Source organism: Sorangium sp. So ce363 (assembly GCF_051520435.1).
Classification (GTDB): domain Bacteria; phylum Myxococcota_A; class Polyangia; order Polyangiales; family Polyangiaceae; genus Sorangium; species Sorangium cellulosum_B.
The window spans coordinates 12,199,829-12,212,153 of sequence record NZ_CP150333.1; the positions used below are offsets into that span (position 1 = coordinate 12,199,829).

At 73.3% G+C, this 12,325-nt stretch carries 7 protein-coding genes; 4 read left to right on the forward strand and 3 right to left on the reverse strand.

Annotated features, from left to right (window positions below; translation table 11 throughout):
* Positions 1-11 precede the first annotated feature (11 nt).
* The 3 genes from WMF12_RS45805 to WMF12_RS45815 all read right to left on the reverse strand — a co-directional run bounded on the left by WMF12_RS45805 (position 12) and on the right by WMF12_RS45815 (position 6,634).
* Positions 12-1,376 (reverse strand): sigma 54-interacting transcriptional regulator, encoded by a 1,365-nt coding sequence (locus tag WMF12_RS45805; protein WP_437855166.1) that lies wholly within the window; start codon positions 1,374-1,376, stop codon positions 12-14.
* Positions 1,377-1,468: 92 nt separating this feature from the next.
* Positions 1,469-2,215, reverse strand: a complete 747-nt coding sequence (locus tag WMF12_RS45810; protein WP_437855168.1) for a hypothetical protein — start codon at positions 2,213-2,215, stop codon at positions 1,469-1,471.
* A gap of 285 nt (positions 2,216-2,500) precedes the next feature.
* Complete coding sequence (locus WMF12_RS45815; protein ID WP_437855170.1) at positions 2,501-6,634, reverse strand: protein kinase domain-containing protein; 4,134 nt, start codon at positions 6,632-6,634, stop codon at positions 2,501-2,503.
* A 148-nt stretch (positions 6,635-6,782) separates the two neighbouring features.
* Here WMF12_RS45815 and WMF12_RS45820 point away from each other — a divergent pair, with 148 nt between their 5' ends.
* The 4 genes from WMF12_RS45820 to WMF12_RS45835 all read left to right on the forward strand — a co-directional run bounded on the left by WMF12_RS45820 (position 6,783) and on the right by WMF12_RS45835 (position 12,306).
* On the forward strand, positions 6,783-8,273 hold the full coding sequence (locus tag WMF12_RS45820) for a serine/threonine-protein kinase (protein ID WP_437855173.1): 1,491 nt from the start codon (positions 6,783-6,785) through the stop codon (positions 8,271-8,273).
* Between the two features lie 225 nt (positions 8,274-8,498).
* The gene (locus tag WMF12_RS45825; protein WP_437855175.1) at positions 8,499-9,245 is read left to right on the forward strand and encodes a cyclase family protein; all 747 of its coding nucleotides are present in this window, start codon (positions 8,499-8,501) and stop codon (positions 9,243-9,245) included.
* A 330-nt stretch (positions 9,246-9,575) separates the two neighbouring features.
* Positions 9,576-11,141 carry a serine/threonine-protein kinase gene (locus tag WMF12_RS45830; protein WP_437855177.1) on the forward strand — a complete coding sequence of 522 codons (1,566 nt, stop codon included), beginning with the start codon at positions 9,576-9,578 and terminating at the stop codon, positions 11,139-11,141.
* A gap of 31 nt (positions 11,142-11,172) precedes the next feature.
* Positions 11,173-12,306 carry a tetratricopeptide repeat protein gene (locus WMF12_RS45835; RefSeq protein ID WP_437855179.1) on the forward strand — a complete coding sequence of 378 codons (1,134 nt, stop codon included), beginning with the start codon at positions 11,173-11,175 and terminating at the stop codon, positions 12,304-12,306.
* Positions 12,307-12,325 lie beyond the last annotated feature (19 nt).

Here is a 12,325-nt window from a genome sequence, read left to right on the forward strand (position 1 = left end):
TCCACCGACGCTCAGACGTCGGTCGCCAGGACGCCATGCCGGCGAAGCAGCTCCCGCAGGTAATTGCGATCCATCCGCGCCGCCCGCGCCGCGCGCGAGACATTGCTGCCGTTGGTGCGGATCAACGCGTGGACATAAGCGCGTTCCCAGAGCGTGATGACTCGCTCTTTCGCCTCACGAAACGACAGCGACAGATCGTCCTCCCTGAAGACGTTCTCGCGAGCTTCCCCCTGCGCCGCCTCGCCCTCGGTCGCCGCGCCCTCCCGCCAGAGGACCGGATCCCCTAGCAGCACGGCCCGCTCGACCGCGCCGCGCAGCTCGCGGACGTTGCCCGGCCAGTCGTGGCGCGCCATCGCCTCCACGAGCCCCAGGGGCGGTTTGGCCCCGTCGGCGAACTGCCGGTAGAAGTGCGCGACGAGCAGCGGAATGTCCTCGCGGCGCTCCCGCAGCGACGGGACGCGTATCCGGACCACGTTCAGCCGATAGAAGAGATCGGAGCGGAAGTTGCCCCGGTTCACCTCCTGGCGCAGATCGCGGTTCGTGGCGGCGATCACCCGCACGTCCAGGCGGATCGGGTCGAGGCTGCCGACGCGCCGTATCGTCCGCTCCTCCAGGGCGCGAAGCAGCTTGGGCTGCAGGTCGAGCCGTAGCTCGCCGAGCTCGTCGAGCAGCACCGTCCCCCCGCGCGCCGCCTCGAAGGCGCCCGCCCGCGCCTGCTGCGCGCCCGTGAAGGCCCCCTTGGCGTGCCCGAACAGCTCGGACTCGATGAGCGTGGGTGGGATGGCGCCGCAGTCGATCACGACGAACGGCCCCGAGGCGCGGCGGCTCTGCTGATGGATGAGCTCGGCGAAGAGCCCCTTGCCGGTGCCGGTCTCCCCTTCGAGGAGCACCGTCGAGTCGGATGCCGCGACCCGCGGCAGCATGGCAAAGATTCGCCGCATCGCGGTGCTCTGCCCGAGGACGCGCCCGGAGAGGTCCTCGTCGCCGAGCGGCTCGCGGATCTCGTCCGGAAGGACGTCGAAGCGGAGCGTGGACTGGCCCACGCCAATCAGCGCCCCCGGATCGAGGTACGCGGCCTCGACGCGGATCCCCGAGACCCTCGTGCCGTTGGTGCTGCCGAGGTCCCGGAGCAGAAACCCCTGTGGCGTGACGTTGATGACGCAGTGGTGCCGCGACACGGCCTGGTCGGTCAGGACAAGCTGGTTGCCGCGGGCGGAGCCGATCACGAGCTCCGGCGCATCTGCCACCTGCGAGGCGCCCTGATCTGGGCCGAGCTGCACCTGGACGTGGAACCGGCTGAACGCCACCTCGCGGGGGCGCGCCTCCAGCACCGCCGTCGCGCCGACATCCTGGCAGGGGGGTCGCTCCGAGGCCATCGATCTCAAGCTACCACACGAGCGACCGACCCGCGCTCCCGGAGCGCGTCGTCGTACGCCGAGGCAGGCAAGCGCCGAGCCTGCCCGGCGCGTCACAGGCTGCTGCAGGGCGCGAACGAGTCGAGAGAGATGCTGCTATGCAGGCTCGTGGTGATGGCCTCCACGTAGCGGCCGCCTCCCGGCGCGTCACACGTGGAGTGGCCGTCCGCGTCGCGAGCGCAGGCGACGGAGCACGGGCCAAGGAGGGTGACGCCGCACGTGGGCGAGACGCCGCAGATCCGCTGGACCGAATGTCCGCTCCAGTCGACGCCGCACGCCGCCACATCCGTGTTGTCGACGCAGGCGAACGCAGCCGGGCTGTCCGGATGGAAGAGGTTGCCGAACATCGTGGCATCCGGGGTGGTGAACTCGGACGGCGCGGCCCCCGGGCGCCCGGCAAGCGCCTGGTGGCTCCCCGTCATCCGGACCTCCACTTCCATGCTGAGGCCGTTGAGCGTCTGAAGCAGGCACGCCGTCATCCACCGCTGTGTCTCGACGTCGTCGAGAGGCGACGAACTCCACCGTGGCGCGAGGCCGACCGTGCCCTCGAAGGAGACCCCCGCGGCCCCACCGCGCAGCGCCTCGCCTTCAGGGAGCGCGCAGAGGACCATGTAGGAGAGGAGCCGCCGCCCCTCTGCGCTCGCGAGCAGCGGGGTGTCGGTGAGCTCGCCGCTCGATCCCTCGAGCGGCATCTCAGCCAGGGCGCGCAAGGCTTGCTGCGTCGCGGATCGCCAGAAGAACGCAGGATCGTCTCCGTTCATGACGATGATCGCGTCCTGCTCCGCGGTGCGCGAGCTCATGCCGCTGTGCCGCTCTGCTCCACATCCGGCGATGAAGAGAGAAAACCCCGTTATGACAGCGCTGAACGCTCGTGAAATGGACATGATCCCCCCGGTGCGCGCGCGGCGCCGACCGCATGTGCTCGGCGAGCAAGCTGTGCAAGGCGCAGGCCGGCCCTCTGCTTCAGCGGCCCGCCCCGGCAGGAGCAGGCCCTGCATGAGAAATGGCCGCGCCGCCGCGCGAAGCACGTGAGTCGTACAACACCCATGCGGCCGAGATCCGGCGGTGCCTGCATGTTGAAGCCCTCAGGTGCTGCATGGCCCAGCCAGCACCTTCTCGAGGGCGCGCGCGAGGCCGTCGAAGCGAGCCCGCCACGCCGGGTGCTCCCCCAGCATGGCCTGCGCCTTGTGCACGACCGCAGAAGCATCGGCATCTCGCCGGTCCCGCAGGGCGAGGCGAGCCCGCCAGTACAGGATCTCCAGGAGCTCATCGGCGAACAGCACGTTCCCCGCGCTGCTGGCTGCGCCCATCGCTTCATCCACCGTCTCATGGGCCACCGTCTCATGGGCCACCGTCTCATGGGCCACCGTCTCATGGGCCATCCCCTCCTGGGGACCGACGGCGCCCTCCACCTCGTCGATCAGCAGCGCCTGGAGCATCCGGAAGCACGCAAACGCAGCGTGCGCCCCGGGCTCTGGCGGGCAGGCGCCCGCTACCCAGGCGATGAGCTCGCGCGCCTCGTCGTGCTGCCCCGCCGTGGCCAGGAGCCGCGCGAGCAGCAGGGAGCACTCGGGCACCGGGCGCTCGATGAACCGCCGCTCCAGGACATGGGCCCGGCGGGCGAGCACGAGCGCGTCCTCGCGCCGGTCGCTCCAGTAGAGCAGCTCGGCGACGTTGTAGGTCGCCACGCGCTCCAGCCATGGGTTGCCGATCTCGCGCGCGAGCGAGATGACGCGCCGGAGATCCTCCGTGGCCCGGGACGGCGACTTCTTCAGCGTCCAGAGCACGACGCGGTTCATGTACGCGACGCACAGGTGCGGCAGATCGTGGACCCTTGCACAGAGGTCGATCGCCTCGCGCGCGCGCTCCTCTGCCTCGCTGAACGAGCCCGCGTGCGCCAGCTCGACCGGCAGGAGCAGCAGCGCGACGATCCGGCTGTCGTGATCGCCGAGCGCCTCCGCCTCGACGGCGCCCTTCTCCAGGAGCGCGATTGCCTGCGCCACCTGCGCCGTCCGCACGCACCTGCGTCCATCGGCCACCACGAGCCGGACCGCGAGCCGCGGTGAGCCCGACCGCGCGACGAGGGGGCGCGCCTGCTCCACGCGCCGCGCCGACCCCTCGTAATCCCCGGTCCAGTCGAGCAGGATGGCCTCTTCCAGGAGGATCTCGCCGACGAGCACCTCGTCGGCGAGGCGCTCGCCGAGCTCGCGCGCCGCGGTCAGATCCTCGATGGCTTCCCGCGTCCGGTGCGCTCGGTAGCGTATCCTGCCCCGGCCCGCGAGCGCGAGCGCGCGCCGGCGCAGGTCCGCCGCAGAGATGTGCTCGAGGGCCGCACTGTAGTGCTGGTCGGCCTCGACGTGTCGGTGAGCCGAGAGCGCGATGTCCCCGAGCTTCACGTAGGCTTCCGCCGCCTCCTCGCTCGCTCCGCACGCGCTCGCGTGCCGCGCCAGCGAGGCAAGGGTCTCCGGGGTCGCATCCCCGGCGGAGACCCGCGCTCGCCAGAAGGCCAGCGCGTACCGGTGGGTGTCCCTGCGGTGCTCCGGATGGAGCGGCTCGACCACCGAGTCCCGGAAGACGCCGCTCTGGAACGCGTACCGCTCGCCTAGCGTGCGCGACGCGCGCGACGCGCGCTCCAGGATGCCCCGCTCGACCAGCGCGCTCAGGCCGAAGCCCGCGTCTACCGGCGACCCGGCCCCACCGGCCCGATCGGCGGCGTCCTGGACCCACTCCAGCTCCGCCCTGGTGAACGAGGCCCCGAGCACCGCGCAGAGCCGCGCGCACGCCGCGAGCTCCGGCGGCAGCGCTTCGAGCCTCCGCAGGGCCAGCCACTGCCACCCAGGCGAGGGCGCCAGGCCTTCGGGCGCCGCGGTCGCCGCGTAGTAGCTGCCTGTGTTCGACCGCTGGCGCACGATCCCGGCCCGCTTCAGCTCCCGGACGATCGCCACAAGGCACGCCGGATTGCCGCCGGCCCACGCGGCGAGCCGCCTCAGCGTGTCCGCCGGCGGGTACTCCGCCGGCAGGAGAAGCTCCGCCGCGAGCCGCATCCCGGCGCCCTCGTCGAGCGGCAAAAGCGCCCTCTTTTCGAAGCGTTGCGTGCGGGTACCCCACCCGGGGCGGAGCTGCTCGAACCGCGGATGCGCGGCGACCACGACCCAGAGCGCCACGCCGGCGCCGTCGAGCGTCGCGACCTCGAGCGCATCGAGCAGCGCGTCGTCCGCCCAGTGCGCGTCGTCGAGGATCACGGCCACCGGCCCGCGGCGCGCGCGCCGGCGGAGCCCTTCCGCGATCGCCCGCAGGAGCTCGTGGTCGCGCGACGCGCTGCCGGACGGGGCGCCCCACCCGAGCGCCGCCGCCACGGACGGCCACGCCGCGCGCCCGATCTCCTGGCCGAGCCGCTCCACGCAGAACGCCTCGACGTCGGCCGGCGGCCTCTCCTGCGCGCCCAGCGCGGCGCGCAGGATCTCCTCCACCTCTCGCGCGACCTCGCACGAGAGCGGCTGCGCCGCGCGCATCGAGAGCACCAGCGCCTCCGGATGGAGCGATCGCGCCACGGCAGCCGCCTCGTTCGCGAGGCGCGTCTTGCCGAGGCCGGCGTCGCCGAGCAGCGTCATCAGGCCGGGACACGTGCCGTCAAAGGCCGCGGCGGCGCTCGCCGCCAGCGCCTCGACGACCTCGCTCTGCCCGAGCAGGGGCACCTCGCCGTCGACCGCGCCCGTCGCGGTCGACGCGCCCATCGCGGCCGCGGCGCCTGTCGAGGGTGGCGTGGGTTCGGTCTCCACCAGCACGCGCTCGATGTCCGCGCTGAGCGCGACCCCGGACCAGGGTTCGGGCGGCAGCCAGCCTTCCGGGCGATCGACCGCCGTGCCGTAGGCGAGGGGCGCGCACCTGCCCTTCCGGCGCACGCTGACGCCCGCGAGGTGGAGCCCCGCGCGCGCGTCGCACCGGCCGACGAGCTCCCGCGCGGCGGCGAGCGCCGCCTGCGCCGGATGCTCGATGTCGCGGCCCGAGAACAGCGCCACGAGGCGGCGTCCGCGCTGGCGGACGACGAGCCCCTTGCGGCTCGCCAGCGCGGCGACGGCCGACGGCACGGCGCCGCTGACGTCCGCGACAAGCACCACGACCGGCTCGCGCCCGTCCGCGATGAGCCGGGCGCTCCCCGCGCTCTCGGGCAGCTCGGCCGGGGCCGCCTCCACGGCGACAGCGCCGCTGGCGAGGCCAGCCCCCACGACAGCGCCGCTGGCGCGGCCAGCGCCCGCCGCGGCGAGGGCGCGCCGGAGCAGCGACACGCTCGCGGGCCGGCGGTCTGGATCCTTGGCGAGGCATGCGAGCACGACGTCCTCGAGCGCGGCCGGGACGGCGGCCAGCTCGGTCGGGCGCGGCGGACGCAGCGCGAGGTGGCCGTGCTCGATGGCGCCCGCGTCGCCGACGAACGGCGGTCGCAGCGTCAGGAGCTCGAACAGGATCACGCCGAACGCGTAGATGTCGGCGCGCGCGTCGATCGCGAGGTCCCCGCGCGCTTGCTCGGGCGACATGTAGACGGGCGTCCCAACGACGGTCCCGGCGCGCGTGAGCTCGGCGCCGGTCGCCTCGGCGCCGGCGCCCCGCTTGGCGAGGCCGAAATCGAGCAGGACCACGCGCTCCTCCGCGCCGGGAAGGCCTCGCCCCGCGGCGCCGGCGCGCGCTCCGCTGCCGCTCGCTGGCACGAGGAAGACGTTCTCCGGCTTCACGTCGCGGTGGATCACCTCCCGGGCATGCGCCGCCTCGAGCGCGACGAGCAGCGCATCGGCTCGCCCGAGCGCCCAGCCCGGGTCCGGCGGCCCGGGCAGCGCCGCGAGGTCGGCCGCGAGCGTGCGCCCTCGCAGCCGCTCCATGGCGATCCACGGCCGGCCATCGTCGAGCCTCCCCTGCCCATACAGGCGCGGCACGTGCGGGGGGCCGATCCGCTCGAGAGCGCCGGCCTCGCGCTGGAAGCGCGGCTCGCTCTGCTCCGCGTCGATCAGGCCGACCTTGACGGCGACCGGCACCTCGTCGCGCTCGCGCCAGCCTGCCCAGACGGCAGCGAAGCCGCCCAGACCGAGGAGTTCGGTCAGACGGAAGCCCTCGACGCGCGGCGCTGAGCCGCGGGCCTCTGCGGGCGCAGGCCCAGGCGGCGGCCCGCCGTGCCGGGGGCACGAGGCCGCCTCTGCGATCCGCCTGTGGCACGATGGACAGCGATGCAAATCGGTTTTCCCTTCGCGCCGGGCGCGGACCGGGGCCGTGAGCGGCGCTCATGATATCGTTGTTGCCCGGCGCATGGCACGAACCACGGAAACGGAAGACGACACGCTCCCCAGCTCACATACCCCTTCCGCGCTGGCGATGGCGGCCGTGGCTCATCAGCCGAGCGCCCTCGACGACGCCACACTTCGGATACGGGAGGCCGAGGCCACGCGCACGCAGGAGGACCCGTCGCCCGATCCGCTGCCCCGCACCCTGCCGCGGGGGGCTCGCGTCGGCGACTACATCCTCGATCGCCCCCTCGCCCGGGGTGGCTTCAGCTTCGTCTATCGCGCCACGCACGCCGAGCGCGGCACCGCCGCGGCGCTCAAGGTCCTTCACGCCGACCTCGCCTCGGATCTCGATGCGGTCGTCCGCTTCGCGCGGGAGATTGAGGCGATACAGCGCCTGAATCATCCGAACGTGGTCGCGATCCTCGATCACGGGCGGCTCAGCAGCCGTGGTGCCCCCTACTATGTCATGGAGCTGCTCGAGGGCTGTAGTCTCGACGAGCACCTCCGCGCCCGCGGGCGCCTGCCCGCCACGGACGTGCTCGCGCTCCTGGAGCCGCTTTGCAGCGCGCTCGACGCGGCGCACCGCTGGGGGATCGTGCACCGGGATATCAAGGCATCGAACGTCTTTCTCGCCGAGCAGGGCGGGCGGCGGAGGGTGGTGCTGCTCGACTTCGGCGTGGCCAAGCTGCTCGATGCGCCGGGGCCTGCGCTCACGTCGTCGCGGCACATCGTCGGGACCCCGACGTGCATCAGCCCGGAGCAGATCCTCGGCGAGTCGATCGACTCCCGCGCTGACGTCTACGCGCTCGGAGTGCTGACGTACCGGATGCTCGTCGGCGAGCCGCCCTTCGTCGAGCGCTCCTATCCGATGCTGCGCCAGCTGCACCTCTACGTGGACCCGCCGCGCCCGAGCACCCGGGCGCGCGTCCATCCCGCCTTGGATGAGGTGATCCTCCGTGCGATGAGCAAGGATCGCAGGGAGCGCCCCCCGACGATCACGGCCTTTCTGGGCGAGCTGAGGGCCACGGTGGAGGCGAGCGGCGGGACAGGCGCGCTGTCTGCTGCTGCCGCGCGCGAGCACCCGCACGCGCGGGTGCGGCAGGCGCTCGCGCTCTACGCCGAAGTGCACGTCGAGCCGAGCGCCCTCGAGGAGCCGGAGGATGGATTGCTCGCGGATCTAGAGGTCATCCTCCCCTTCATCGCCGCCGAGCTCGTCAGCGCCGGTCTCACGATCATGGCGCAGACCGGCAGCAGCGTGCTTCTCACGGCGGATTGTCCCGACGACCCGGCTGGGGACAGGGAGGCGCGCCGCCAGGTGGTGCGCACGGCGCTCGCGATCTACCAGCGGCTCGAGGCCCGCTCCGGGCGCGATCCCAGGGTCGATGTGCGACTGTGCCTCCACGCGGGAGAGCTCATGGATACCGGCAAGGGCTCGCCCGCCGCCGGCGAGCTGCTGGAGGTCGCGGCGTGGGTGCCAGACCAAGCCGGAGAGGGCGTCTTCGCCTCACCCGAGCTCCTGTCCGATCTGGAGATCGCAACGGCAGGAGAAGAGGGCGCGCTCCGCCGGATCACAGCGCCACGGACATGACAGGGCTGATCACCCGCCCCACACGCCCAGTGCGCCGAGGATCAAGCGTGTCCTCGACCTCTCGCGCGTCAAAGGTGTGAGCCGCGCGCGCGGGCACGGGCCCGCGCGCAGCGATACCCGCCTCGGTCGTCGCGTCGGGCGGGCGCGCCGCTCGCGGCGCGGCGCGGCGCGAGCGCCCGTCGGCGTGCCTTGTGCGGTCAGCGGGCTCGTGGTGAGCTGTGCGCCATGCAGGAGGCGCACGGAGCTTTCGTGATCGACCTCGCCACGGCGCGGGTGGTCGATCTGACGCACCCGATCACCCCGGAGATGCCGCTGTTTCCCGGCGACGAGCCCTATGCGCCGGAGACGCTCAGCACCATCGAGAAGGACGCGTATTGCTCCAATCGGTTCTCGATGGCCGAGCACGCGGGCACCCACGTGGACGCGCCGGCGCACTTCACGGCCGGGGCGGCGACCGTCGAGCAGATCGCGCCGGAGCAGCTCGTCGGGGCAGCGGCGGTCGTGGACGTGACGGCGGCCGTGGCGGCGAGCCCGGACCACCGGGTCACCGTGGGCGATCTCCGGAGCTGGGAGGCGCGGCACGGCGCGCTCGGCGCGAGGCATATCGTGCTGATCCGGACGGGCTGGGGGGCTCGCTGGTCCGATCCGGCGAGGTACCTGAACCAGGACCCGCAGGGCGTCATGCACTTTCCCGGGGTGTCCGTGGAGGCGAGCCGCTACCTGCGCGAGCGCGGCGTGCGCTGCATCGGTATCGATACGCTGTCGACCGACCCGGGGCAGAGCGAGACATTCGAGCAGCACAGGGCCTTCCTGGGCGCCGGCGGCTACCACATCGAGAACCTGGCCAATCTGGAGCAGCTGCCGGAGGCCGGGGCGATCGTGGTGGTCGCGCCGCTCCCGCTCGCGCGCGGCAGCGGCGCGCCGGCCCGGGTGCTGGCGCTGGTGCCGGCCTCCGGCGGCCCGGCGAGCTAGCGCGGCGCGCATCCCCGGGCAGGATCGGGCGGCGGCTGTGGCGTTGCGCATTGCAGCGCGCCAGCACCCCTGGCTGCTTCCTGACCTGCCGCACGCGTCGCGTCACCTTCCGCCCAGGGTACGGATCGGCGCAGGCACGCCTGCGGGCGCAGCTCGGCGTCGTCCTGGCCTCGTCGCCCTGCTCTGGCGCCGTGTCGCCTGTTTGCATACCGCCCCCCGCGACGGTCGTACGAGGTGCTGCTCCCCGCGCCGGAGCGACCACACGGAGCTTCGCGTCTTGCCTGGGATTCGGTATCCTCTCGACTCCCCCCTCGGGAGGTGTCCGGGCGTATGAAGTTTGAAAAAGACGTCCTTCTGGCCGGCAAATTCCGCCTGGAGCGAGAGCTATCGCACGGCGGGATGGGCTCGATCTGGGTGGCGCAGCACGTACAGCTCGGCACGCTCGTCGCGGTCAAGTTCATGCGCGACTCGTTTTCGCGGCTGCCGGTGCTCCGGGCGCGCTTCGAGCGGGAGGCGCGCGCCGCCGCGCAGCTCAAGAGCCCTCATATCGTGCAGGTCCACGATTTCGGCTTCGAGGAGGAGGACGAGGTGCCCTACCTCGTCATGGAGCTCCTGCAAGGCGAGGATCTCAGCAAGCGCCTCCAGCGGTGCGGCCGCCTCTCGCTCCCGGAGACGCTGCACATCATCGTCCAGGCCGGGAAGGCGCTCCGCAGCGTCCATGAAGCGGGGTTCGTGCACCGCGACCTCAAGCCCGCCAACTTCTTCCTGGCGCGCGTCGACGGCGAGGACGGCGAGATCGTGAAGCTGCTCGACTTCGGGATCGCGAAGGACGTCTCGGCGGTGCTCGCGGCCGATATCTCGGCCACGGGCGAGGTGATGGGCTCGCCCAACTACATGAGCCCGGAGCAGTTCTATGGCGAGCGGGACGTGGACGCGCGCAGCGATCTCTGGTCGCTCGGGGTCATCCTGTTCAAGATGCTCACGGGGCAGCTGCCGTTCCCGGGCGACGCGATCGGCCGCGTGGTCACGAAGGTGATCCTCGGCACGGTGCCGTCGGCGCGCGAGATCGCCCCCGATCTGCCCAGCGGCATCGACGCGTTCTTCGCGCGGGCGCTGGCGCGTGATCGGGACAAGCGGTTCCAGAACGTGCGCGACATGGTCAACGAGCTCGCGCGCGTCGCGGGCGCGCCGCCGTTCTTCTCGCTCGGGGGGGACACCTCGCTGGGCGCCGGGTGGTCATCGCGGGGCCCCGGCGGGGAGCCCGGGCTCGCCGACCCCGGCACGCCGCCGGTGGCGCAGCTGACGACGATGCCCATCCAGCGGCGCTCGGACCCGAACGACGTCCGCGCCTCGACGCCGAACCCGCAATCGCTGCCGGGCACCTTGACCGGCGCGATCAACCTGTCGACGCCGCACACGGCGCGCGGTGCCATCGCGCGGGTCGCGGGGCGGGTCGCCATCGGGGCGACGATCGTCGCCGTGGGGGGCGGCCTGTTCATCGCCACGCTCAGGGGCGCATCGACCGACGGCGATCAGACCACGACCCAGGCGTCCGCGGCCGCCGCAGCGCCCGCGCCCGCCGCGCCGTCGAGCGGCGCGCCGGCCGGGCTCGCCGCGGTCCCCGCCATCGCGAGCGCTCCCGAGGCGCGCGCCGCGGCGACTCCCGCGGTGGTGCCGGCCCCGCTGCCGCTCGACCCGGGCGCGGGCGCGCCGGGCGCGGCCTCCCTGGCGCCGGCACAGGCATCCGCCGTCCCCTCCGCGGCGGCGGCGCGAAGCGCCGCGCCCGCGCGCCCCGCGTCTCCGGCCACCGCTCGGACCGCGTCGACAGCGGCGCCGCGCAAGGCACTACCGGGTCCTCGCAAGAAGTCCGGCAGCAGGCCGGACTGGGGGCTCTAGCCGGGTGGCTCCGCGTCCCCAGAGAGCAGGAATGCGCTTCCGAGCGGCGGTGATGGGTGCGTTCCTCCTTGTCACGCTCGCCGGCGCGGAGGCGTCCGCGCAGGCGCCGCCCCCGTCGGCGAAGGCGCGGCAGGCGGCCGTCGCGTACGCCAACCAGGGGTGGACGGCCTACCGAGCGCGCCGGTACCGGGACGCGCTCCAGGCCTTCCGCCGAGCCGAGGCCACGGTGCATGCGCCGACCTTCCTGATCATGGTCGCGCGCTCCTGCCACAAGCTCGGCCGCCTGACCGAGGCGCGCTCGGTCTACCAGGTCATCGTCGACGAACAGCTCCCGGCCGACGCCTCGCAGGCGTTCCGGCAGGCGCAGGCCGAGGCGAGGACGGAGCTCGAGGCCGTCTCGTCGCGCATCCCGACCGTGGAGATCACCGTGACGGGCGCGGGCTCGGGGGGCGCGCAGGTGGCGCTCGGCGGGCTGGACGTGCCGCCGTCGACGCCCGTCGCGCGCGATCCGGGCAGCCACACGCTCGCCGTGGGGGCGCCTGGACGACGCGGGCTGACGAAGGAGATCGTCCTCAAGGAGGGGATGAGGGCCAAGGTCGAGGTCGATCTCGCGGCCGGTAAGGTGCGGATCGAGAGCGACAGGACCGGGCGCGACCCGGGCGGCGAGCCGCAGCCGCTCGGCCCTGGGCAGGGTGCGGCCGACGGCAGCGCCCAGGAGGGCGGCGGGCCGCTCGGCCCTGGGCAGGGTGCGGCCGACGGCAGCGCCCAGGAGGGCGGTGACGCGGCGGATGGACGTCCGAGCCCGCGCAGCACCGCGGTCGTGTTCACGGGGCTCGCCGCGACGGCCGCGGGGACGGGGCTCGGCGTCGCTTTCGTGTTCCTCTCGAACGGGAAGGCGAGCTCGCAGCAGCGCCTCCTGGAGCCGGCCTGCACGGACCCTGCGCGCTGCCCCGGGCTCGACCTGCGCGAGTACAACGACCTGGGACACGCCAAGGCGGACCTCGCGAACGCGGCGGTCTGGAGCTTCCTGGCCGCGGGCGCGGCGGGGCTCGGCACGGCGGCGTACGTCCTCCTGACAGGGCAGCCCGACGCGCGGGACGCGACGGCGACCGGCCTTTCGGTGAGCCCCATGCCGGGCGGGCTCGTGATCAGCAAGCGCTGGTGAGGTTTCCGAAGAGAGGGAT

Coding starts and splice junctions, on each gene's coding strand:
- WMF12_RS45805 (WP_437855166.1), bottom strand. CDS start 1,376: ATGGCCTCGGAGCGACCCCCCTGCCAGGATGTCGGCGCGACGGCGGTG.
- WMF12_RS45810 (WP_437855168.1), bottom strand. CDS start 2,215: ATGAGCTCGCGCACCGCGGAGCAGGACGCGATCATCGTCATGAACGGA.
- WMF12_RS45825 (WP_437855175.1), top strand. CDS start 8,499: ATGCAGGAGGCGCACGGAGCTTTCGTGATCGACCTCGCCACGGCGCGG.
- WMF12_RS45830 (WP_437855177.1), top strand. CDS start 9,576: ATGAAGTTTGAAAAAGACGTCCTTCTGGCCGGCAAATTCCGCCTGGAG.
- WMF12_RS45835 (WP_437855179.1), top strand. CDS start 11,173: ATGCGCTTCCGAGCGGCGGTGATGGGTGCGTTCCTCCTTGTCACGCTC.